Raw genomic sequence first — 24,086 nt, 5'->3', positions numbered from 1 at the left:
CCAACCGGGATCCTGACTAGTGCGTAGTAATTTGATCAGGACACTTCAAACACCAGCGCCGATAGCGGCTTGGCGGCAAGTGACAGCCAGCCTTCACCGTTCTCAACATGCAGCACGGAAGGTTGCTGACCATAGAGGCATTCTTTGAGTGGGTAAACACCATCAGTGAGGTGCCATTTTTCGATGACGCTTGCTGATACTTTCAGCAACAGCTCACCCTTGTCACGGTCACCAAAATGGCTGAACAAGATCAGTTTCTGCGCGGTGTCTTTGCTTGTGCGAGTGAAAGCCAACATAGTGCCGTCATAACCATTGGCAGCGGTGCGGTTTTCATCATGCAGGTCGAAACAATCACCATCGAGCGCCGGAGCGCTCACGGTGAACGTTAATAGGCGCTGGTAGAAATCACGCAGTTCACGCTCCTGGTCGCTCAATTGCCCACCATCAAAAGCACCGTTATTCATCCAGCGTTGGTGGGCTGGGACACCGCAGTAGTCGAAAATCGAGGTGCGAGACTGGCGGCCAAATCCCATATCACCGTCTGCAGCTTCTCCCACTTCCTGGCCAAAATAGACCATGGCTGGCGCAGTGCCGATGCAGGCAGAAAGCAACATGGCAGGTTTGCCCAGCTCGGCGTTTCCAGCAAACTGTGGGCTTGCTAGCCGCTGTTCGTCATGGTTCTCCAAAAACTGCAGCATATTCGGTTCAATGTCTGCCAGTTTGCGACGGATAGCGACAAGATCATCCGTCGATGCTTTGCCCTGCATCACAAGTTTCAGTGCGTCGTAGAAGTCGACTTTGTCATAGAGCGCATCCATTTTTCCCAAATGGACATATTGACGGTACAAGCCTGGCTGATAGACCTCGGCAAGCAGGAAAGCATCTGGGTCGATGTATTTAATGGCTGAGTTCAAGTAGCTCCAAAACTCCACGGGCACCATTTCCGCCATGTCATAACGGAAACCATCGACACCCAGCATCAGCCAGTATTCGGCAATCTGGCGGAATTTCTTCCACGAATCCGGTACGGATTTCCCCTGCCAAAACCGGTAGTGCTGTTCATGATCCAACTGCATGTAATCTTCCGGCAAGATATCAAAATCTTTGCTGCCGTCAGGTCTTACACCGTAATTAACCTTCACGGTTTCATACCAGTCATCAAAGTCCGGCTTGGCTTTCTGTGCGCCGTTGCCCGTCCACTTGGCCGGAAACTCTTGGTAAGGCTGGCTGAGCATTGGGTGCTCTGCGCCGCCCAATGGCTCGAAAGTCTCTGCGAAGTCTGGCAACGCCAGCGCTTCATCTGGCAGATAGTAAAAATTGTTGTCGCGGTGATAGGCCACAGAGGTATCATCCATCGCACCAAAATCTTCTACACCGTCAGGGTTGTTCAATCCCTGATAGCAGCGGGCAACATGGTTCGGCACGATGTCGATGATCACTTTCAGCCCTGCCTTGTGGCTTCTGTCTACCAGTGCTTTGAACTCATTCAGGCGGTTGGCTGGGTCGATCGCCAGATCAGGATTGACGTTGAAATAGTCTTTCACCGCATACGGCGATCCCGCACGGCCTTTCACCACCGCAGGATGGTCATGACTGAGACCAAAATCGGCATAATCACCCACCAACGCATGATGAGGCACACCGGTATACCAAATGTGAGTCACGCCAAGGGCTTTGATTTCAGACAGCGCTTTGTCAGTAAAGTCATCGAACTTACCGACGCCGTTTTCTTCGATGCTTCCCCACGGTTTGTTGGTGGTATTTATATTGCCAAACAGACGGGTGAACACTTGATAAATGACTTTTTTATTATTGTTTTTCATGATGTTGTTTTGCACTCGTAAAGCTTAAGGCTGACAAGGTTGATAAAGGTTGCTTCCGCGCTTTTCGAGCCTGCGCGTTTGGCTTCATCTAGCCATTTCAGTGCCACTGCGATATCACCGGATTCAACCGCTTGGGTAATCTTCTGGTTATAAAAAGCTTCGCTTTCCGCCATCATGCTTTCTGTCGATGTCTTTGGCGCCATTTTTTGCGGCGCTTTTTCTGCCGCAGGTTTTGCTTTCACTTCATCGGCACGGTATGCGCGAAGGCTCAGGGGTTTTAGCACCAGTTCCAGCGAACCGACGTTGCTGTGCTGGATAACAGGGTCGGTCACCATAGGGCGCGCCATACCCAACTCTTCTGCACGGATACGCTCAGGATGGGGAATGGTGATTTCGCCTCGGCGATACGTTTCCGGTGAGTACACCACCAGATAAGGCGTTTGCTCCCTGTCCATCACGAACTGGGTCTGGTAGCTCGCCAGATGGAACATGTCTGAATTTTTCTGGCTGAATGTATCCAACGAATAGGTTTTCACCGTCTTGAATGCTGGGTCTAGCAACAGGATTTTCGGCGCAAATACTCCTTCCGAACTCATCCAGCTATTCAGGGTAACTTGCAGGCGGTTGATGTTTTCTGGGATTGCGAACGCGGCAAAGTGGCTTTTTCCACCTTCGATTTCGGCTACCGGTGAATGGGTATCAATCGCAATATCCAGCTGGTCGCCAGTTAACGGAATCCAAGCAAATTGGCTGAAATCAGAGCAGCAAACGTTTTGCTCAATGGTGATGTTTTTCTCTGCTGGGAAATCGGCAGTGGCGCAGCCTGATACCGCGGCTGCCATTAATGCTGCAAGAAGTGCATGGCGTGTTTTCATAATGTTCTCCTTCGTCTCCGGATTGGAGTGATGTCCGAGACGATAGCCCTGCACTTTCTTGGAAAATGCAGGGCTACAAACTCGAACAGGCAGCCCGCAGGCTGCCTTAAGTGCGCGCTTAGAACCAAATTTCAGCGTGGATACCGAAGATGGTTTCGTTGTCGCCATCTTGAATACCAACGTGTTTCGCACTTGCTTCGTCATCAGTCTGGATGTAGCTGATGTAAGGTTTGATTTGTGGACGGCCAAAGTAGTCAGCGTTCACGGTAAACACTGCTGCGACTTCACCGTTAAGGGTGTGGGTTTCAACAGCATCACCCGTGCGGCCCCAGTAGCCTTCTTTACCGGTTTCATAGCCGTAAGAACCGGTGAACTCCATGCGGAAGTTGTCGTTCACTTTGTAGCTAGGGCGCATTGCTACGATACCGCGCTTCAGGTCTTCTGCACCGAATAGGGTATCCAGCGCCTGAAACCACGTCGCTTCTGTACCCAGTTGCCATTTACTACCGATGTTCGCCACACCGTAAGTGGTGAAGAACAGGGACTCATCTGACTCGATCAGCGTGCTCCAGCCACCAAAGTTCACGCCACGGTTTGCCGCCAGACCTTTACCGTAAGCAATCGCCGTTTGTGACCAGCCATCGAAACCGTAGAAGTCGCGGTTGTAAGTGATAGAGAAACCAACGCCGTTTTCTGCCGGATCAGAATCCACTTTTGGATCCTGGTTCGCGCGATACATCGTTTTCAGATCGAAATCGAAGCTGCCGCCCAAAGCCTGAACGCCGTAGTAGTAGAGATCCAGTGAGCTAACTGTGGTGCGGTCGCCATCTGCCGGCGGGTTGTCTGCAATGATGTCGCCACAAGGCTCGCCACCAATTTCCGTGCCGTCTGCACAGATAAAGTCATTTACCTGGCCCGCTTCTGGGTCTGCAGACACTACCGCGATACCGCCGCGCTGACCGTCATTGAACTTGGTTTCAAAACCTGCGCCCTGACCGGAAGACTGTTTCCAGAACTCACCAGACAGGCCACCCGCCGCACGGTTCAGGAAACGACGACCCGCCCAAATCTCGCTGTCTGTTGGCAGGTAAGGCAGGTTACCCAGCACCACGTACGCTTCTTTGATTTCAAACTGAGCGGTGTTGTTGGCTTTTTGGTTGCCCGAAGAGGTGTAGTAGTAAGAATCGCCGTTGCCGTACTCAGAGCGGACGATAAAGTCACTGGTCACGCCATTGCCGTATTCAGTGTGCTTTTTGATCACAAACTCGATCTGGGAGCTGCTCTTGCCCATGGTGCCAGCCGTTTTGTAATCCGGCTTACCGAATTCGTTGTCGAAAGACTGGCCGTCGTTAATGCGGTAGTTCATTGAGCCGTAGCCGTGAACTTCCCAGCCGTCAGTCAAGATGTCAGTCGCTTTTACGCCACTGTCGGTAGCAAACGCAGAATAAGAGGTAATTGCAGCCAGTACCGCTGCAGCAACTGGTAAGCGTTTCATTTTTATGTCCCTTTTCAATGTTATTTGTTTTTTTAAATAACCAATTGGTCTCGGGACACATGTTTATGCGAACGCGATTACGCAACATCCTCCACCCTCTGGGTATAGTTGGGCGTAGTTGGGAGGCGTAGCCGGAAGGAGGAGTTGATGAGTGTGTATCGGCAATCACACAATGAGGGCGTAATTGCCGAAAAAATCGTGACAAGGCTATAAGAAAAACTGATGGCAGAAGGTGGGGCCAGTGCTACAAGCACGGCGATGATGTAAAAAACCGTGCTTAATTTTTTGTTAAAATTAATTCAGTGCCGTTGCCCGCACGCTAATGAGCTTGAGTAAGGCGTGAAGGTGATCACCCTGTTCGTGATGATGATAATAAATCCCGACTGTTCCGCGCTGGCCCGAGCCATACTTTGCGTCCCCACGCGGCAAGGTGACAATTCCACGCTCGGCAAAGAAATCCGCCATTTTTGCGGGGTACGGCATCACCGCTGGCAAGGTGCGTAAAATATCCATGCTGGCGGAAAGCGACCCAACGTTATAGACAATTCGCTCCCCCAGCCCTTTGCTTTGCGCTTCCCGTTGCTTGGGACCTATATCATCCAAAAGATGACGGTAAGACTCGGTATCCGGTGTCACGCGAAGCAGTGGATACAAGCCCACTTCCGCTAACGGATTGGCGCTCATCAGCAAGGGGTGGTTTTCCCGCACATACAGGGCTTCTTCATCCTGGAATACCGGCAGAAAGGAAACCGCGCAGCGGCTCGAAAGCCCGACAATTTCATGTCCCATAAAAAGGTCAATATGGCCTTGTTGCAGTAAATCCATGAGCTTGAGGTGGTTGCCGAATTCCAAGTCGACGGAAATCGCTGGATTACTGTGGGTATATTCCTCTACCACATCCTTGATAAACAACTCCCACCACGCATCGCCCGTCCCCATTTTGATTTTCTGGGTTCGCCTCGCTTTCAAGTCAGCCATTTTATCCACCATACGCTGGTGCCGACGCGCCATTTCCTGCGCCTGTTCACGCAGCAACTCACCAAACTCCGTGAGTTCCACCCCTTTAGATTTGCGCACAAACAGTGGCACACCGAACTGGCTTTCCAGCTTTCGAATAGTGGCAGTCAGTGTGGGCTGGCTGAGGTTCATTTCAGCGGCAGCAGCGCTGATGCTGCCTGACTCGGCGACAGCCAGAAACTGGCGATAGCTTTTATCCACGGTGTGCTCCAACAATGGCATTTGACGCAACTCACAGTCTGGAAAGACGCTAATTTCAGCAGACTCTGCGAATTCGTGACGAGAGAGGCCTTTATACCCAATGATATAAATATTTTCTATATCACATGCCCGTTCTTATATTTCCGGTCACTCCGATTTCTTCCTAATATTGCGGCAAGCATTCAGACTTTTCATAGGTGACCCCATGCACGCAACTTCCCCGTCCAACGCCGTTTTCCCCGTAAGCAACCCTTGGTGGCATAATGCTGTGGTTTATCAAATCTACCCGCGCAGTTTTTGCGACAGCAATGGCGATGGTGTCGGTGATATTCAGGGCATTATCAGTAAACTCGATTACCTGAAAACCCTTGGTGTTAATGTGATCTGGCTGTCTCCGGTGTATAAGTCACCGATGGACGACAACGGCTATGACATCTCCGACTATCAGGACATCGCGCCAGAATTTGGCACCATGGCTGACATGGAGGAACTGATAACCCAAGCCCGTGAACGCGAGATCCGCATCATCATGGATTTGGTGGTCAACCACACCTCGGACGAACACCGTTGGTTTGAGGAAGCCAAAAAAGGCAAAGACAACCCGTACCGAGATTACTATATCTGGCGTAAGCAAAAGAAGACGGCTCGGCACCGGACGATCAGGGATCTTTGTTCGGTGGTTCGGTTGGCAGTTTGATGAAGCTTCCGGCGAATACTACTTCCACCTGTTTTCAAAGAAACAGCCGGATTTGAATTGGGAAAACCCGAAAGTGCAGGAAAAGGTTCACCAAATGATGAACGGGTGGATTGACCGCGGCATCGGTGGTTTCCGCATGGATGTGATTGACCTTATCGGTAAAGAAATCGACAAAGGCATCACCGGTAACGGCCCGCGTCTGCACCCGCTGCTACAGCAAATGAACCGTGCGACTTTTGGCAACAAAGATCTGCTGACCGTGGGCGAAACCTGGGGGGCAACACCGGAAATAGCCAAGCTTTACAGCGACCCAGCCCGTGAAGAGCTTTCCATGGTTTTCCAGTTTGAGCACATCACTCTGACATGGGGCAATGGCGACAAATGGACGCCCGTCCCTTTGGAACTGCCAGCCTTTAAAGCGGTACTGACCAAATGGCAAACGGAACTGGCTGACAATGGCTGGAACTCTTTGTTCTGGAACAATCATGATTTACCACGCGTCGTCTCCAAATACGGTTGTAACGGCGAGAACCGCGCGAAATCCGCCAAGATGCTAGCAACCACCATGCACCTATTGAAAGGCACGCCGTATATCTATCAGGGTGAAGAGATTGGCATGACCAATGTGGCATTCGACACCATCGAAGAATACCGCGACATTGAAACCCTGAATTTCTACCGCGAACGCACTGAAAACGGCGTATCGCCAGAAGATATGATGGCTGCGATCCATGAAAACAGTCGCGACAATGCCCGTACGCCTATGCAGTGGAACGCTTCAGCCCACGGCGGATTTACCGAAGGCACTCCGTGGATTCAGGCTAACCCAAACCACACAGAAATTAACGTCGATGCAGCGTTGGCTGACACAGACTCCGTGTTCTGGCACTACAAACACCTCGTCGAACTTCGCCAACAGTACCCTGTGATTGTTTACGGCTCATTCACCCCACTGTTCGCCGATCACCCAAGCCTGTTTGGTTATGTTCGCGAGTTGGATGGTGTGAAGATTGTCGCCATCAACAACTTCTCCGATGAAACCATCACGGTGGATGTGCCAGACGAATGGCAAATCGAAGGGGAATGCTTGGTTCACAATGGTGTTGTCCGTTCAGCACTGGAACAAACGCTGACGCTTTCTCCCTATGAGTCGTTCGCGATGTTGGTGAATTAAGATCAGATAGACAAGTTCTGTACTAAAAACGCAAAGCCCCGAGTGATGACACTTGGGGCTTTTTTCTTATCACGCTCAGATAGCAGCCATTCAATCCGAGTTAATTAACCGTTCAGTTATCCTTAGATAAATCGGGTCGCTGAAACCACGAAAAGTACCGAGTACATGAAAATAAGGCCAATCATGTAATCTGATTGACCTTTGGGTTATGGCATCTATTTCTCAGTAATCCGCTACCACAAAATCTGCGCTGACTTCCCTTGAATCGTCATCGTCACCTCCCCCTCATTAACGTTCACGCTCTGTCCATCAAACAGCGAACGGAAACAGGTTTGTGCGGTGCCCGTTTGCCAAAGTGGCAGGGAAATAGTGGCGGGTTCTGCACTACGGTTTACTGCGCACATCACGACCTCATCTCCCAAAACCCGGGCAAATGCAAGCACATCGCCTTTGGTGTAAAGCCATTGCAGGCTGCCACTTTGCAGAGCGTTGGATTCAAGGCGTAGAGTGGTCAGGGTATTGATGAAAGCGACCATATCCGCGCGGTTATCCAATTGTTCCCACGGGAACGTGCGGCGGTTATCCGGGTCATGCCCTCCTTCCATCGCAACTTCCGTGCCGTAGTAAATGCAAGGGACACCTACCCAACAGAACAGGAACATCAGCGCACTCTTTAATATGGTTTCATCGCCGTTCGCCATAGTCAGGAATCGCATGGTGTCGTGGCTGTCTAGCTGGTTAAGTTGGGTCAGTTGGTTCTGCCACGGAACTTTGGCCATGGCTTCCCTCAGCATGCCGCGAACGTTTCAGCGTCTAGGTGACAAGGGTGGAACGAGATATCCAGTCCAGTAAAGAAGGCACGAACCGGATGCGCAAAGCCATAGTAGTTCATCGCACCATCTTCCTGATCGCCCTGCAACCATTGGGTAGCTTCAAAAAAGTGCTCGCCCAGCACATAGCAATCCTGATTAACAGACTTGGCCGACTCACGGAATGCTTTTACATAGTGTGCGTTGTTGGTCGCCCCTTCCCCTTCACCCAGCATGTGGATGACATCAAAGCGCCAGCCATCAATCGCGTAGGGTGGTCGTAGCCAGTGCTTGATCACTGCATTTTCACCTTGGTAGAAATAGTCCCGCACCGCCTGATTGAGATAATTCAGCTTAGGCAAGCTTTTAACACCGTTCCAGCCCACGTATTCGTCGGAATCGCCGTCAAACTGATAATACTCGCGGTAAGGCGATGCGGGATTTTTCCACGCCCCGAGGCCATCTTCACCGCGCTCAAAACCATCAAACCATGGGTGGTTTAAAGAGGTGTGGTTGAATACCGCATCCAACACGATTTTCATTCCGCGCTGGTGAAGATCGGCCACCAATTCCGCGAATTCTTCATTGGTGCCTAGGTGCGGGTCGATATTGATGTAATCTGACGTGTCGTATTTATGATTGCTAGGTGCAGTGAAAATCGGATTCAGATACAGGGTAGTGACACCCAATGTCTGCAGGTAATCCAGTTTGTCGCGGATCCCTTGCAAATCCCCACCATAGAATTCGCACGCACCGTTGGTGCCATGTTCATACACGGGCTCACCCCACGCCTTCACCAACGTCGGTTTTTCGCTGCCCTGCAAACAATATTCACCGTCTTTCACGCTGATTGACGGGTTTCCGTTAGCAAAACGATCAGGAAATATCTGGTAGAAGATTTGGTGTTTAACCCAATCCGGTGGCTGGTGCTCGGCGTTATAACGGAACTGCTTTTCCAGTCCCGGCACACGGGTCGAAACCCCTTCTCCGTGCAGCCACCATTGGTGGCTTCCCTGTACGGCTTTGAAGCAATACACAGTAGTGGGTTTATCGCGGTTAAGTGGCAGCTCAGCCTGCCAGGTTTTCAGTCGAGAAGCGTTGGCACTGCTGGTGTTTACCACGTTCATGGCAATCAGTTTTTGCTCGTTGTCCGGCTCGCATCGCACATAAAATGCGGTCGGTTCAAAATCGGCTTCTGTTACGACACGAACGGTCAGGAGATCCTGTGACGGGATCACCCAGTGACAATCCTGTCCGTGATAAAGAAAAGGTGTGCTCATCGTCCATTCACCTCAATATCAAAAAAGAAAAAGCACAGCCCCAGTTCAAGGCTGTGCTGACATTCAATTAGTCCAGCGTTTCACTCTCAGTTCGCCACAGGTGGAATACCCGCGCCACGGCTGCCATTGCGGGTTAGCTCGAACACGGCTGGCGTCCAAGCAGGAACCACAATCGCGGTACCATCCACACGCGCATCCCCTTTCAGGTCACTGGTGTGCTTCGCGCTGAGTGTAAGACCGGATTGCCCAATCTCCATCCGATGATGTTCCGGCGAGGCGTTAATCACCACCACCAGACCGTCTACATTGCTGTCGAGGTCGTCACCCGCGTTGATGCCGTTATCAATCGTCATCACTACCAGTCCGGCCGTTTGCGAAGGCCCAGTATTGAGGAAGCCGACACGACGTAGCACGTCGTCTGCACTGCCCAGAGTAATAAGCGGGTAATGGGCGCGAAGACTTGCCAGCTCTTTGTAATAACTGACCATGGTCTGCATCTCTGTGTGACCCGGCTTGGCGTTGTCGCCATGGCCTTCAATCACTGTATTGATCATGCCGTAGTTCGGGCCGTCTTTGTCTTCGCGTGGCAGGCCTTTGTTCCAGTTGTTGTCTTGCAGGCTGTAGTCCACTAGGTTGTACCAGTCACCAGAGTCGTACGAATCTCGTTGCATGGATTTGGAACGCAGCAATTCAACACCCTGATGGGTGAACGGCACGCCCTGCCCCAACATCGCGGTAGCCAGTGACACCGTCTGCATGCGCACGCGGATATCGAGTGGTGCGTCGTATGGGATCTTGTACTGGTTGTTGTCCCACAGCGTCTGGTTATCGTGCTTGGAAACATAGTTCTGCACTTCGGTCGGCTGCTCAGCATAACCCGCTGGCTGGCCGTTGTAGTCGATTTGCTCACCGCGTTTCCGCTCACCGGTGTGGGTGGTCAATTCATAGCTTTTCAGGTTGCCAGCCATACCAAGGCGAACCAGATCGGTACTGTGCAGCGCGGTTTCACGGCTGACGCCATTCATTTCGTTTGGCATCACAAAGGCGCCGTTACCAAAGCCCTGATTGGCTCGTAGCGCGTCACCGCCGTCAAACGGACCACCGCCGCGCACCGCATCACGCAAACGATCGGAGAAGGTCCCTACACCGGTTCCTGCCATGTTGCCCTGAATCGCCTGTTCGAAACGGGTGTTGTTAGCAACTTCACCGAAGTTCCAGCCTTCACCGTAGAAATAGGTATCCGGATTCACCTGACGCACCGCTTCACGCGCTTCCAAGATCTGCGCTTTCGGGTGGTGACCCATCAAATCAAAACGGAACGCATCCACTCTGTAGTCTTTCGACCACACCACCAGCGAATCACGGATCAGTCGTCCCATCATGGCGTTTTCCGGTGCTGTGTTTGAACAACAGGTTGACGTTTCCACAGCGCCTGACTCGGTGTTCAGGCGTTGGTAGTACCAAGGCACCACCTTATCCAGCACCGAGTGTTCCGCATCTGGGCCAACCGCATTGGTATGGTTGTAAACCACGTCCATGATGACGTTCATGCCGATATTCTGTTTGATGCTCATGACCATTTCACGGAACTCTCGGATACGCGTCATGCCATCAGGCTGGGTTGAGTACGAACCTTCCGGTGCCGTGTAGTGATAAGGGTCGTAACCCCAATTGAAGCTGTCGTGACCTGCAACCAGTCGGTTAAGTTTCTGCACCAGCGGCGAATCCGGACCATCACCTACCTTAAGGATTTCAAACACTTCCGCGACGGTTTTTCCGCTGTTGCAATAGGATGCGAATTCGCTGTTTTTCACAGTCGGATTGATGTCGCATAGGCGGCAGAATGGTTGGTGAATATCGATCACTTTCGCCGGGTCTTCGTTCACTGAAACGATGTCAAACACGGGCAACAAGTGCAGGTGTGTTACGCCACTCTGTGCCAGTGATGTCAGGTGTTTTACCGGTGTAGACGCGGTTTCGGTCAGTGCCTTGAATTTGCCCCGATGCGCATCAGAAACAGAAGCGTCCAGCGCAGAAAGATCGCGGATGTGTGACTCATAAATCACCATCTTGGCAGGGTTTTGCTGGCTATGCGGGCTTTGCAGCGCATCCCAGCCAGTCGGTTTAAGATCAGGATGGTTTAGATCAACCACCTGACTGAATGTCGAGTTTGTCGAGAGACTGAGTGAATAAGGGTCTGTCACTTCATAGTTGCGTACTTCGTTGACCGCCGGATGGTACGCCGTCATGTTGTAGCGGTAGAAATCGCCATGACCCAGTTTGTCTGTTTCGACAAACCAGCTGCCGGACTGGGCATCAAACTGCATTGGGATAGTGTCAGTTTTGGTCTTGTGGTTGTTGTAACGGACAAGGCTGACTGACTGCGCTGTGGGTGCCCATAACCTGAAGGCCGTTTTGCCAGTGGTGACGGTTGCGCCGTACATCAAGCTGTCGTCATTCGCCGTACCGTTTTCGACGTACAGGGTATCCAGCACGCCGGCAAATTGTACCTGAGTGGCTGACACAATCCTGCCTTCAGCGTTTTTCGCTACGGCAACCAACTGTCCTTTGAGCAAGGATTTTGCATCGTCATTGGTCAGCGGCAGGTGCCAGCTTGCCATGCCTCCAAGGTGAGGGAATCTTGATTGCCAGCGGCTTTCTGCGTTGGCCGTTGCATCGAGCTTTTTATCAAAGCCTGAAATCTCATCCCCGGAGATATTCACCTTGCCTGTGAACGACTGATACAGTTCAACATGGGTTACATCGGCAGGTGTCAGCAATGTTTGCACGTCCACCCAGTGCGCCGTTGCACCCGCCAAGTTCAGCGGCGGCAGTTCCAGCGGTTCGTAGTAAACATTGCCATCGCCTTTGAAGGTAAATACGCGAAAACCAGTTTTCGCGGCTTCTTCGATATAAGCCTTTGCATCCTGTGGCAACGGTTTTTCATCGCCCCGGTGCGGAATGAAGTTGATGCAACCTTGGGCTGAATCATGAATAGGCAGATCCCAATACGCGCCATATGCGTCATCCACACCGTCGAATTGCAGGCCACGGTTCCAATCTGTGTCTGCCCCTTTGTAGGCCGAACACTTGTCGGTATTCCAGACGTGAAGTGTCATGCTGATAATCACCTTTCAGCATATTTAAATACACACGTAGGTGACTCGGTGCAGGTAAGCCTGTGTTGGGTGATTTTTCGCTTTCGGAAAACGCGCCACAACCAGAGAGGGATACGGTTGAAATAATTGTCATTGCTGCTGCCAGTTTTGAAATTCTAAATTTGGGCATTGCACATCCTTAAAACAATACGCAGAGGGTCGAAGTTATTTATTGTCGATAGAATTCTTACATACGATTTATTTATTCGCTTTGCGCAGAGTGTGATGGCATGCCAAATATTGAAAATGAAACACAATGATTAAGTAAAACAAAAAAACCACCCTATTAAATCGATGGCTTTTAGTTATGGGTTTTACTTACTAATAACTAATTGACTTCGGTTCTCTGAAGACAAATTAATTACCCAGAAGTTTTGCGGTTCCAGATTTAATTTCTCGCCGCTCCAGTAATCAAACCAGTCTGCGGCGATATCACTTTGCAAAGTGACGCTCACCGGCTCCCAGCTTTCCTTGAGATAAGTAATGACAGCATGCAGCGTATCGCCACTTTCAAGCACCAGTTTGCCGTAGTTGAGCGACAAGTCTGTAAACTGCACAGGTAAAGAGGTAAGCTGACTGCGCTGGATAAGCCGGGTGAAAGAAGCTCTGGCGAAGCTATCCAACTCTGCCAGTGGATCGCCAGAAAGTAGCAAGCCACCGACAGCAGCGACTGCATCACGATGGTATCGGTACGCAGCGTCGTCAGTTTCCTGCCCAGGAATGTCGGTCAGAGTGACACAATCCGGGTCGATATGCCAAAGGCGCTGGTGCTGCCAACTGCGGAAAAAACTCTCGCGGGCAATTTGACTGAAACGGTGCGGCACACGCTCAACATCGTCGGAGACGCGCATCGCATCTACCATGCCTAGGGATGGCCACATCGGCGCGTTACACCCCAGCAGCCAGGCATCACCCGCTCCTTTTGCAATCGCTTCCATACCCAGTCGATAGGCTTCTACGCCTGTCACCTGTGGGTTGGCACGTTTGCCTTTTAGTGCCCCCCAATAGTTGGCATCCAGCTTGAACAGCTCTACACCCCACTCATCACGCATGGTTTTTACCGTTTGGGTCAGGTAGTCGCAAACGGCTTTCTGGCTAGTATCCAGCATCAACCATGGCAGACAGCGCCAGCCGCCATAGGTAATGTCTTCCGCTTTCAGTGTTTCGCCAGTTTCGGAGCGCACGAACCATTCCGGATGTTCACGGAACAAAGCAGACCCTGGCTCAGCAATAAAAGGGGCCATCCAGATAGCAGGCCTTTTACCCCGCGCTTTGATACCTTCAATCACGGCTTTTACACCACCGGTGAAACGCTCTGAAGGTGTCAGCCAGTCGCCCATAAAGGCTTGGTAGCCATCATCCAGCAATACCCATTCAATATCCTTGAGATCACTGGTCATTTGGTCGAGGTTGGTGCTGATATCATCGGCGGAGACACTGGCGTAGTAGGCATACCAAGAGCACCAGCCAATCGGTGCTGCATCACTCACATGGGCCCTCGGCGGATGATTGATAGCAATGGCCGCAGCGAATTGCTCATGGACCTCTGCGAGCGTTTCACCTTCGAAAACCGCAACGGATTCAAGCATGTTTTCGCCAGGTTCGAGGGTGATATTTTCACCGTCAAGAATCGCAGTTACCTGCCCGTCTGAAAACTCAAAGAAACCAGCAAATCGGCGACAGGAGGTAAAACCGAACAGGGTGTAGCCATCGTTTTCTTCAATAACCAAATAATTATAATATCGCTGATTATCTTCTTTGCCATATATCCGATAACTCTCATTATTATCCGGACAGCGGCCAACAGGTTCACTTTTATTTATAGAGCCCGTTGTTTGACACAGCATTTGAAAACCATCACCAATAACACGACAACCTTCATCAAATTTCTTTTCAAACCTGACCATTTTAAAATAATCAGGAATGGATAATTCTTTATCTATATTCGATTTAAATGAAATTTGATTATTGTTACATGATTCTATTAATGCATCCGACAGCAAATGATACGAATGTAGGGTGTTATTTTTCATCGCATTTACTCAAGAAAAAATGCCCAACTTTTCGCTGGGCATTTAAATATCAACTTAACCTTTCACGCCACCTGATGTTAGGCCGCCAACCAGGAATTTCTGAGCCAGCAAAAAGACGATAGTGATAGGCATTGCTGACAATACAGCTGCAGCGGCAAAGTCACCCCACAGGTAGTTTTGCGGGTACAGGTATTGCTGCATACCGACAGCCAGTGTGTAGCTGTTTACGTCAGTCAGCAGCAGTGATGCGACAGGCACTTCTGTCACCACACCGATGAACGACAGGATGAAGACCACCGCAAGGATAGGTACAGACAGCGGCAACAATACCAAACGGAATGCCTGCCAAGGTGTTGCACCGTCCAATGCTGCTGCTTCTTCCAATGACCCATCAATGGTTTCGAAGTACCCTTTGATAGTCCAAACGTGCAGGGCAATCCCTCCAAGATAGGAGAAGATAAGCCCGCCATGGGTATTGAGGCCAAGGAAGGGGATGTACTGGCCGAGACGGTCAAACAGAGCGTAAATCGCGACCAGGCCCAATACAGCCGGGAACATCTGGAAAATCATCATGGCTTTCAGAATGTTGCCCTTGCCTTTAAAGCGAAGGCGGGCAAACGCGTACGCACTGGTGGTGGACATACAAACGATGATCAGTGACGTGATACCCGCAATTTTCACCGTGTTCCACAGCCACAACAGCACAGGGAAAGGCGGCGGTGTAACACTGCCATCGGCGTTGGTCACATCAAGCCCCAGTGCCAAGCGCCAGTGGTCCAGTGTTGGGTTGCTTGGGATAAGCTCACCGCTAGCGAAATTGCCCTCACGCAATGAGATAGCAATGATCATCAGCATAGGGAACAGGATGAGGGACAGAAACACGCACAATCCGGCATGCGTTGCCCAAACACGGTATTTCAGAGATTTTGATTGAACCATAGGCATGGCGGTACTCCTTAATCCTGGGACAGCTTGGTAAATTTCAGGTTTAACAGTGCCATACCGCTAACCATCAGGAAGATCAGGGTTGCAATGGCACCCGCTAGGCCAAAGTCCTGACCACCACCGCCTTCAAAGGCAATACGGTAGGTGTAACTCACCAGAATATCTGTGTAACCCGCAGGCTCTGAGGTGTTAAGCATGTTCGGACCGCCGTTAGTCAACAGCATAATCATCACAAAGTTATTGAAGTTAAACGCGAAGCTGGCAATCAACAGAGGTGTAAGCGGCTTCACCAACATTGGCAGCGTAATGTGGAAGAAGTTCTGGATTGGACCCGCACCATCAATTGCTGAGGCTTCGTACAGATCTTCCGGGATTGATTTAAGCAAGCCCATGCACAGAATCATCATGTACGGGAAACCCAGCCAGGTATTGACCATCACTATCATGACTTTGGCCATCAACGGATCGGAGAACCAGTTAGGCTGGATGCCGAACATGGCTTCTAACATCATGTTGATTTCACCAAAACTTTGGTTGAACAAACCACGGAAAATCAGGATGGAGATAAATGAAGGCACCGCGTAAGGTAAAATCAGCAGCACGCGGTACACACCTGCACCTTTCAATGGCTCCCACTGAACGATACACGCCAGCACCATACCCACCGCCAGAGTCAGTGCTACCGCCAGGAAAGCAAAGACAACTGTCCAGATAAAAATTCCGACAAACGGCTCTTTGATGCCGTCATCAGTCAAGACGCGGTGGAAGTTATCCCAGCCCACGTTGACGACAAAACCAGGAGAAACAGGTTTGCCCACGAACTGGCCTTCCGCATCGATTTGCTGGTAGTAGCCAATCTCATGGTTTGGTTTTAAATAGGTTTGCTCACGGTTGTTGTAAAGGGTTTCGCCATCGCTTTGCAGCGTATATAGCGGGCCTTCAGCGGCGAACTTGCGCAGGCCACTCATGCGGATTTCTTCACCGTCCGGCAGGGTCAGTAGTAGCTTAGAAAGCGCTGTCCGATTTTGCACAATCTCTTTGATGGGGGCTTTTTTACCGTCAAATGATGTTGAATCAACTAGGGTGACCGGCTCTGATGGAAGGTTAGCCAGATCCAGTGTGCCTGTTTGCAATAATTGATCGCCGTCTTTCACCACCACGCGATAGCCGTTTGCCGTGTTGTACAAATCAAAGCCATACGCAGTGCCTGACTGGTAGGTGCGGCTCATGAGTACCGATTGGGCGCGCTCCAGTGTTAACTGGTTTGCCGCACTATAGTTGGTAAACGCCAAACCCACGGTATAAACCAGCGGGAAAATGATGAAAATGATCATCCCGGCAATACCGGGGTAAATGTAGCGGTGAGCGTAAGTTTTGTTACTGCCGAAGATAAAAACAGCCAATGCTGTGAGGAAAACGGTCAGTAACGCAAAGGCAGTTTCACCCTGCGCATACATCAAGATAGTGGCATACCCGTTGACCGCAGCGATCAGGGTGAGGATTGTCCACTTCAGGTAATTAGGATGGGCGTTTTTTTTTGTTTCAGTCTGCGGCTGCAAAAAGCCCGCATCATGCACTGGCTGCATACCAGCTCCTTACTCTCAAAATCCAATTTTGGAAGGCAAATATAAAAGCAATAACAACGGGGATGCAGGGAGAGCAAGCCCTCCCTGCTATTGGGTTATTTGAGCATTTGCTTGGCAGCTGCATTCAACGCGTCGTCTACAGACTGGCGTCCGTCTACCACGTTCTGGATTGCGTTGCCTTCGGCATACCAGAATGACTGCATTGCTGCGATGTTCGGCATGATTTCACCGCTTTCCGCATTCTGCATTGTCGCAGCGATACGGCTGTCTGCTTCCAGTGCTCCCTGGAACGATTTCAGTGCAACCGCACCCAGTGGTTTGTCGTTATCCACCATCGCCAGACCTTCATCAGTCATCAGGTAGCTTTCGATAAACTCAACAGCCAGATCGCGGTTTGGAGAAGCAGAGCTGATACCCGCAGAAAGAATGCCTACAAACGGTTTAGAAGGGTTGCCATTGAGTTTTGGTAGTACAGCTACACCATAATCCAGACCCGATTTGTCAATGTTGCTCCAAGACCATGGACCGTTGATAGTCATCGCCACGTTGCCTTTGTTGAACTCGGCTTCAGAGATGCTGTAATCCATATCTGGAGAGATAACACCCTGGTCAACCAAACCTTTCACGAAGTTCATTGCACGGCGTGAGCCTTCGTTATTGATGCCGATATCTTTCGCGTCGTATTTCTCGCCATCAAATTTGAACGCATAGCCACCGTCTGCTGCCAGTACCGGCCAAGTAAAGTACGGTTCGCGCAGGTTCCACATGATGGCGCGCTTGCCGTCTTTTTGTAGCGCTTTATCCAGCGCTGCAATCTCTTCCCAGTTTTTCGGTGGGTTTGGAACTAGCGCTTTGTTGTAGATCAGTGACAGTGCTTCAACCGCGATTGGGTAGCCGACAGTTTTGCCGTCGTACTGCACCGCATCCCAAGCAAAATCGACCACTTTGTCTTTTAGTTCGGGAGAAGGTTTGATTTCAGCCAGCAGACCTGCCTGCGCGTAACCACCAAAACGGTCATGCGCCCAGAAAATGATGTCAGGGCCATCGCCTGCTGCCGCAACCTGTGCGAATTTGTTTGCCAAATCATCGGGGAACGCAACGGTGACAGGCACCCCCATGTCTTCTTCAAATTTCTTACCCAGCTCAGCTAGGCCGTTGTAGCCTTTATCGCCGTTGATCCAAACGGTCAGTTGACCTTCTTCAATCGCGGCTGTCGCGTGGGCAGAAGCAAGCGCTGCAAGGGTACACAGTGCGACACGGGAGAGAACTTTTTTCATCTTAAACGTCCTTTCTGATTGTTCTTAATGGCTGCCGGAATCGTCCGACCTTTCATACCTGATGTAACAGCGTCATCTTCCCCCAGTCGTATGGGAATGAGATCATCCTCTGAACTACGCCCCCAGTCGTCAAAGCTCAAAAACATGAGATAGCTCTCACAGGCAATGTGAGCCATATCTTAAAATGCGCATCCTATGTGACGCGTCGCACATGGTAATGCCAATAAAAATCGACATCAGCCAATGGAAAGCAAAAGTGTGACGGATGCACTCATCCCCCTCCATCCCCCACTAATCCCCCATAAAAGGAGGATGTTTCGGCGGCCTGTATTCAACAGAATGACGCTAAGTCCACTGCGGAAAGAGTGAGCTCTTTTCAGGAAAGAATGCAGTTCGGCTGTCTAAATGATCGGCAGTCGACGAAAACTACTTAGAGGAAATAACGCAATGGCGAGCGTAACCCTACGAAACGTCTGTAAAGCCTACGACGATAACCTGATATCCAAGAACGTTGACCTGGATATTGAAGAAGGGGAATTTGTTGTCTTCGTTGGCCCATCTGGTTGTGGTAAATCTACCCTGCTGCGTTGTATTGCGGGCTTGGAAGACATCACTTCCGGCGATCTTTATATCGGTGGCGAACATATGAATAACGTGCCGCCGTCCGAGCGTGGTGTGGGCATGGTGTTTCAGTCTTACGCGCTGTATCCGCATTTGAACCTGTTCGACAATATGTCTTTTGGCCTCAAGCTGGCAAAAGCGGACAAATCTGAAGTGAAACGCCGCGTAGAAAATGCCGCCAATATTCTGCAATTGGGTCACCTGTTGGAACGCAAACCAAAAGCACTCTCTGGTGGCCAACGTCAGCGCGTGGCTATCGGCCGTACTCTGGTTTCCCAACCAAAAGTGTTCCTGCTGGATGAACCGCTTTCCAACCTTGATGCAGCTCTACGTGTACAGATGCGTATCGAGATCGCCAAGCTTCACAAGCAACTAGGTTGCACCATGATATACGTCACCCACGATCAGGTTGAAGCAATGACCATGGCGCAAAAGATTGTGGTGCTAGATAAAGGTTTTGTTTCTCAGGTTGGCAAGCCGCTAGAGCTTTACCACTATCCGAAAAACCGTTTCGTGGCCGGATTTATCGGTTCGCCGAAGATGAACTTCGTCAGCGTACAGGTTGAAGCAGTGGAAAATGACCGCGTGATGGTCCAACTTGCTAACGGCCAAACCATGTGGCTACCTGTGAATGGCAGCACTGTTGAGAAAGGTGCCCGAATGTCGCTGGGTATTCGTCCTGAGCATCTGGTCGATTGCGAAGAGGGAGACGTATGCATTGAAGGTGATGTGCAAGTAGTAGAAAAGCTGGGTTACGAAACGCAGGTTTATCTCAAACTCAAGCACATGGACGCCGATTTCATTTACCGTCGCCCAGACACCCTTGATATCGAACCAGGCACAGTTTACAAAGTGGGCATTCCTGCATACCGCTGCCATCTATTCCACAGCAGCGGTGAAGCGTGCCAGCGCCTGCATCTGGAAACGGGCGTTTAAGCTCTGTCCACCTTGTTCACCAAAGCCCGTATCCCCCGCGGGCTTTGTCATTTAATTCACCCTTTTCAACGTTCAGATCCTTTCACTTTTTCTGATATGCGTCGCTCTTTTACCTTGTACGAAAGTGGAACGTACCCAAAGGTGTTTTTGTCCCACCTCTTTGTTTGAGTTCGACACTTTGACCGATATACAGAAAAATCTTTGAGATGTTATGACATTTTAAGAAATGATTTGGCGGAGCAAAGGCTTTGAATAGTGCGATAATAACGCAAAAAGGCCGCTGATGATTCAGCGGCCTTTTCTAATTTGGCGGAGGGATAGGGATTTGAACCCTAGATACGCTATTAACGTATGCCGGTTTTCAAGACCGGTGCTTTCAACCACTCAGCCATCCCTCCGTAAGTGCGGCGAATATTACAAAGGGCTGCGGAACTTGTAAAGCCTGATTTTAAAGAAATTCGTTTGTTTGCACAGGGTTTGAACATATCGCTCAGTACAGAATCACCCTGCGGTAAAAATGAACAAAGCGGGCACTGCCCGCTTTGTGTTTTTTGATGTCACTATTAGCCAAATCGACCGCTGATGTAATCGCGGGTCAATTTGTGCTCTGGGTCTTCAAACACACGCTTGGTGTCATTCACTTCCACTAAATCGCCCAAATGGAAGTAAGCGGTGCGGTCAGAAACACGTGAAGCCTGTGACATCGAGTGCGTAACGATCACGATGCTGAAATTCTCTTTTAGCTCGTTAATCAAATCTTCAATGATACCCGTTGCGATAGGGTCAAGCGCCGAACACGGCTCATCCATCAAAATTACTTCTGGCGCTATCGCAATGGTGCGCGCAATACACAAACGTTGCTGCTGACCACCAGAAAGACCTGTCGCGGGCTGATCTAAGCGGTTCTTCACCTCTTCCCAAAGACCTGCACGGCGAAGTGATTGCTCTATCACGCCATCTAAGTCGTCTTTTGTGTCTACCAAGCCATGAATACGCGGACCATAAGCCACGTTATCGTAAATGGATTTGGGGAACGGGTTAGGACGCTGAAACACCATGCCGACTTGTGAACGAAGCTCAACAATTTCCTGCTCTTTGGCGTAAATGTCGTGACCATCTAGCAAGATTTCACCTTTAACCTCACAGCCCGGTACAGTGTCATTCATACGGTTCAAACAACGTAGGAAGGTCGATTTACCGCACCCTGACGGACCAATCATGGCCAACACCTGTTTTTCACCGATATCGAGGTTTACATTACGAATGGCTGACTTCGCACCGTTTTCATAGCTAACAACAACGTTGCGTGCTGTCATACGTGGGGCTGTCACATAAGGTATACCGCAGGTCTCTTTTGGTGCGGCCGTTTCTTGGGCTGCTACGACTGTTTTGCTAGGCGGGAACCCGCCAGTGTGTTCGATTGTGGTTGTCATGTCCCTACTCCTACCATCTGCGCTCTAAGCGCTTACGCATGATCACGGCACATGCGTTCATAAATGCCAAAAACGCCAGCAATACCATGATTGCGCCCGACGTGTTTTCCACAAAACCTTTCTCTGGGTTTTCCGCCCACAGGTAAATTTGCACTGGTAGCGCAGTCGCTGCATCTAGCGGGCCACCCGGCACATCAACGATGAATGCCACCATGCCGATCATCAGAAGTGGCGCGGTTTCGCCAAGTGCTTGTGCCATACCAATGATGGTGCCTGTCAGCATGCCTGGCATCGCGAGCGGCAGAACATGGTGCAACACCATTTGCATCTTGGATGCGCCCACGCCGAGCGCGGCATCACGCACGGAAGGCGGCACCGCTTTGATGGCTGCACGGCTTGAAATGATGATGGTTGGAAGTGTCATCAGCGTGAGTACTAAACCACCAACAACAGGGGCCGAGCGCGGTAAATCTGCCACGTTCAAGAACACTGCCAAACCGAGCAAACCAAACACAATAGATGGAACAGCGGCAAGGTTGTTGATGTTGATTTCAATCAGCTCTGTCACGCGATTACGTGGCGCAAACTCTTCAAGGTAAATAGCGGCAGACACACCAATTGGGAAGCTAAGTGCCAGCGTAACGAGCAGGGTATAGAAAGACCCTACCGTTGCGCCCCAGATACCTGCCAGCTCGGCGTCACGGCTATCACCATTCGTAAAGAAGTTCTTGTTGAAGACAGTGCGTACTTTGCCTTCTTTAACCAGTTCGTTGTACCACTCAACTTGGTTGTTTTTGAACTGACGGCCGTCTTCTGGCGTGCTGGCTTTGATGTTGCCTTTGTTGAACTGGTTAAAGTTATCGCCGGCCAATGCCCAATATGAAATGGTTTTGCCAATCAAGGATGGGTCAGCAATGACTTTGTCACGCAGGTCGTACTCTGCACCATTGGATATGAAGGTATAAAGCTGACGTTTTTGCTTACGCCCTTCCACAGGCACTTCTTCTATGAGGGCTTTACGCAACACTTTACGGAAGCTTGCTTGCATCAGTGCTTTTTTGTCTATCTCGCCGCTGTCCAATCCCAGTGCTTCACGAGACAGGTCGACCTTGAGTTCAATTTCTGTTGTTGCAAATGCGGTGTAGCCGTCAGAGACAATGGTTGTCATCAATACGATGAGAAAGGCAAACGACATTGAGATAGAAGCGATGCCGTAAAAACGGAAGCGTTTTTCCTTGGCTCGACGACGCGCAACACCCGCTTTTACACGCTGGCGTTTTGTCTCGGCCATCTTCAATAATCTATCAGTCATACTGCTCTCGATATTTCTTCACGATACGAAGTGCCACAAAGTTCAGGGCCAAGGTCACGACAAACAGGGTCAAGCCCAACGCAAATGCTGCCAGCGTCTTCGGACTGTCAAACTCTTGGTCACCCACAAGCAAGGTCACTATCTGTACGGTTACTGTGGTTACCGAATCCAATGGGTTTGCGGTGAGGTTCGCAGACAGTCCCGCCGCCATTACCACGATCATGGTTTCACCGATGGCACGAGATACCGCAAGGAGTAAACCACCCACGATACCCGGCAATGCCGCGGGTAATACGACATTTATGATGGTTTCAGAGCGCGTTGCGCCAAGACCCAGCGAACCGTCGCGAAGGGCTTGAGGTACCGCGGTGATGACGTCATCGGAAAGTGACGAAACAAAAGGAATGATCATCACGCCCATCACAAGCCCTGCGGCCAGTGCGCTCTCTGATGACGCGCCAGAAAGTCCAATCGCATGCGCGATATCGCGAATAAACGGCGCCGCTGTCAATGCAGCGAAGAAGCCATAAACCACAGTGGGAATACCCGCCAACACTTCCAAAATCGGTTTGACGATATTGCGCACTCTCGGTGATGCGTACTCGGCAAGATAAATCGCGCTCATCAAGCCGATAGGAGCCGCGATACACATGGCAATAAAGGAAATCATCAAGGTGCCGGTAAACAGCGGAATTGCACCAAATGCGCCGCTCGCACCCTGTTGGTCTGCGCGCAGTGCAATTTGTGGCGACCATTCCGTTCCAAACAAGAAATCGGTCACCGGAATAATTTGGAAGAAACGAATCGCTTCAAACAGGACAGAAAGGACGATGCCAAACGTGGTCAAAATGGCGAGTGTCGAACAAAACATCAGGAATAACTGAAGGCATTTCTCCACGTAATTTCGCGCTTTCAGTTTAGGGCGAACAATACGCCAGCCTGTTGCTAGTCCAACAAGGGATAATGCAGCCACAGCCACAAATCGAAGCGTCTGACCGATTTGTTCAAGATGGATGTAATGCGCGGCCGCCGCCAGCAACACAGGATCTTCCGTTTTCAGCACACCGTTTGATATGTGCGTAATTTGGCTAAACAGCAATTGGCTGTTTTCGTGTGAAGCAATGAACGCTTGCGGCACTTGAGCCATCACTAATGACTCAACCAAGTCAGGCTCAATCGCCTGCCACAAAATGAGAAGAAGTAGAGCGGGTACTGCTGCCAAGATAGCAGCAAAAGAGCCATAGTAGGCTGGTCGGGAGTGTAATGTGCTTAATCCACCTTTTGCGGTGGCCACTTCCCGAGATCGTTTTTTGGCAAGAACGTATGCGCTGAAGGTCAGCACCAACACTATCACCATCAATGTTGACGTCTGCATCCCTTTTCCTTAAGTCCCAATACAGCAAAAGGTGGTGCG

13 protein-coding genes, 1 tRNA gene and 2 pseudogenes are annotated in these 24,086 nt (G+C 50.5%); 2 read left to right on the top strand and 14 right to left on the bottom strand.

From position 1 onward, the window contains the following. Window positions 1–35: 35 nt before the first annotated feature. The 4 genes from ATN88_RS13385 to ATN88_RS13370 all read right to left on the bottom strand — a co-directional run bounded on the left by ATN88_RS13385 (window position 36) and on the right by ATN88_RS13370 (window position 5,411). Window positions 36–1,823 carry an alpha-amylase family protein gene (locus tag ATN88_RS13385; RefSeq protein ID WP_067417553.1) on the bottom strand — a complete coding sequence of 596 codons (1,788 nt, stop codon included), beginning with the start codon at window positions 1,821–1,823 and terminating at the stop codon, window positions 36–38. Next, window positions 1,820–2,698, bottom strand: coding sequence for a MalM family protein (locus ATN88_RS13380; protein ID WP_067416670.1), 879 nt, complete (start codon window positions 2,696–2,698; stop codon window positions 1,820–1,822). The genes ATN88_RS13385 and ATN88_RS13380 overlap by 4 nt, the downstream gene beginning before the upstream one ends. Window positions 2,699–2,816: 118 nt before the next feature. Then, window positions 2,817–4,193 carry a carbohydrate porin gene (locus tag ATN88_RS13375; protein WP_067416668.1) on the bottom strand — a complete coding sequence of 459 codons (1,377 nt, stop codon included), beginning with the start codon at window positions 4,191–4,193 and terminating at the stop codon, window positions 2,817–2,819. A 294-nt stretch (window positions 4,194–4,487) separates the two neighbouring features. After that, window positions 4,488–5,411, bottom strand: a complete 924-nt coding sequence (locus ATN88_RS13370; RefSeq protein WP_157490722.1) for a LysR family transcriptional regulator — start codon at window positions 5,409–5,411, stop codon at window positions 4,488–4,490. 205 nt (window positions 5,412–5,616) lie between these two features. Here ATN88_RS13370 and ATN88_RS13365 point away from each other — a divergent pair. Beyond that, window positions 5,617–7,282, top strand: a pseudogene (locus tag ATN88_RS13365) (glycoside hydrolase family 13 protein). Between the two features lie 233 nt (window positions 7,283–7,515). Here the strand turns inward: ATN88_RS13365 and malZ are convergent. From malZ to malE, 6 genes and pseudogenes are all read right to left on the bottom strand, one after another. Next, window positions 7,516–9,371 (bottom strand): annotated as a pseudogene (gene malZ, locus ATN88_RS13360) (maltodextrin glucosidase). 86 nt (window positions 9,372–9,457) lie between these two features. Further along, complete coding sequence (pulA, locus tag ATN88_RS13355) at window positions 9,458–12,490, bottom strand: pullulanase-type alpha-1,6-glucosidase (RefSeq protein ID WP_067416662.1); 3,033 nt, start codon at window positions 12,488–12,490, stop codon at window positions 9,458–9,460. A gap of 353 nt (window positions 12,491–12,843) precedes the next feature. Beyond that, window positions 12,844–14,562 (bottom strand): glycoside hydrolase family 36 protein, encoded by a 1,719-nt coding sequence (locus tag ATN88_RS13350; RefSeq protein WP_067416659.1) that lies wholly within the window; start codon window positions 14,560–14,562, stop codon window positions 12,844–12,846. Window positions 14,563–14,616: 54 nt separating this feature from the next. Then, the gene (gene malG / locus ATN88_RS13345) at window positions 14,617–15,507 is read right to left on the bottom strand and encodes a maltose ABC transporter permease MalG (RefSeq protein WP_067416656.1); all 891 of its coding nucleotides are present in this window, start codon (window positions 15,505–15,507) and stop codon (window positions 14,617–14,619) included. Between the two features lie 11 nt (window positions 15,508–15,518). Next, entirely contained in the window at window positions 15,519–17,093 is a 1,575-nt protein-coding gene (malF, locus tag ATN88_RS13340) for a maltose ABC transporter permease MalF (RefSeq protein ID WP_067416652.1), read from the bottom strand. 95 nt (window positions 17,094–17,188) lie between these two features. Further along, window positions 17,189–18,370: a maltose/maltodextrin ABC transporter substrate-binding protein MalE gene (malE, locus tag ATN88_RS13335; RefSeq protein ID WP_067416648.1), complete on the bottom strand. Its 1,182-nt coding sequence runs from the start codon at window positions 18,368–18,370 to the stop codon at window positions 17,189–17,191. A gap of 447 nt (window positions 18,371–18,817) precedes the next feature. Here malE and malK point away from each other — a divergent pair, with 447 nt between their 5' ends. Continuing rightward, window positions 18,818–19,927 carry a maltose/maltodextrin ABC transporter ATP-binding protein MalK gene (gene malK, locus ATN88_RS13325; RefSeq protein WP_067416641.1) on the top strand — a complete coding sequence of 370 codons (1,110 nt, stop codon included), beginning with the start codon at window positions 18,818–18,820 and terminating at the stop codon, window positions 19,925–19,927. Window positions 19,928–20,234: 307 nt separating this feature from the next. Here the strand turns inward: malK and ATN88_RS13320 are convergent. The 4 genes from ATN88_RS13320 to pstC form a co-directional block, all read right to left on the bottom strand. Then, window positions 20,235–20,325 (bottom strand) — tRNA-Ser (locus tag ATN88_RS13320). 165 nt (window positions 20,326–20,490) lie between these two features. After that, a complete protein-coding gene (pstB, locus tag ATN88_RS13315) occupies window positions 20,491–21,243 on the bottom strand; it encodes a phosphate ABC transporter ATP-binding protein PstB (protein WP_232313258.1) in 753 nt (250 codons plus the stop codon). A gap of 127 nt (window positions 21,244–21,370) precedes the next feature. Beyond that, complete coding sequence (pstA, locus tag ATN88_RS13310; protein WP_067416634.1) at window positions 21,371–22,672, bottom strand: phosphate ABC transporter permease PstA; 1,302 nt, start codon at window positions 22,670–22,672, stop codon at window positions 21,371–21,373. Beyond that, window positions 22,665–24,047: a phosphate ABC transporter permease subunit PstC gene (gene pstC, locus ATN88_RS13305; RefSeq protein WP_067416631.1), complete on the bottom strand. Its 1,383-nt coding sequence runs from the start codon at window positions 24,045–24,047 to the stop codon at window positions 22,665–22,667. Before pstC ends, pstA begins: the two co-directional genes overlap by 8 nt. Window positions 24,048–24,086: the final 39 nt, after the last annotated feature.

Source organism: Enterovibrio coralii, from assembly GCF_001559595.1.
Lineage (GTDB): Bacteria > Pseudomonadota > Gammaproteobacteria > Enterobacterales > Vibrionaceae > Enterovibrio > Enterovibrio coralii.
Note: the sequence above shows the minus strand (reverse complement) of the source record. Positions and strands in the feature narration are given on the sequence as shown.

Excerpts from the sequence above, each read along its gene's own strand:
- ATN88_RS13385 (WP_067417553.1), bottom strand. The coding sequence starts at position 1,823 with ATGAAAAACAATAATAAAAAAGTCATTTATCAAGTGTTCACCCGTCTG.
- ATN88_RS13380 (WP_067416670.1), bottom strand. The coding sequence starts at position 2,698 with ATGAAAACACGCCATGCACTTCTTGCAGCATTAATGGCAGCCGCGGTA.
- ATN88_RS13375 (WP_067416668.1), bottom strand. The coding sequence starts at position 4,193 with ATGAAACGCTTACCAGTTGCTGCAGCGGTACTGGCTGCAATTACCTCT.
- pulA (WP_067416662.1), bottom strand. The coding sequence starts at position 12,490 with ATGACACTTCACGTCTGGAATACCGACAAGTGTTCGGCCTACAAAGGG.
- ATN88_RS13350 (WP_067416659.1), bottom strand. The coding sequence starts at position 14,562 with ATGAAAAATAACACCCTACATTCGTATCATTTGCTGTCGGATGCATTA.
- malG (WP_067416656.1), bottom strand. The coding sequence starts at position 15,507 with ATGCCTATGGTTCAATCAAAATCTCTGAAATACCGTGTTTGGGCAACG.
- malF (WP_067416652.1), bottom strand. The coding sequence starts at position 17,093 with ATGCAGCCAGTGCATGATGCGGGCTTTTTGCAGCCGCAGACTGAAACA.
- malE (WP_067416648.1), bottom strand. The coding sequence starts at position 18,370 with ATGAAAAAAGTTCTCTCCCGTGTCGCACTGTGTACCCTTGCAGCGCTT.
- malK (WP_067416641.1), top strand. The coding sequence starts at position 18,818 with ATGGCGAGCGTAACCCTACGAAACGTCTGTAAAGCCTACGACGATAAC.
- pstB (WP_232313258.1), bottom strand. The coding sequence starts at position 21,243 with ATGACAGCACGCAACGTTGTTGTTAGCTATGAAAACGGTGCGAAGTCA.
- pstA (WP_067416634.1), bottom strand. The coding sequence starts at position 22,672 with ATGACTGATAGATTATTGAAGATGGCCGAGACAAAACGCCAGCGTGTA.
- pstC (WP_067416631.1), bottom strand. The coding sequence starts at position 24,047 with ATGCAGACGTCAACATTGATGGTGATAGTGTTGGTGCTGACCTTCAGC.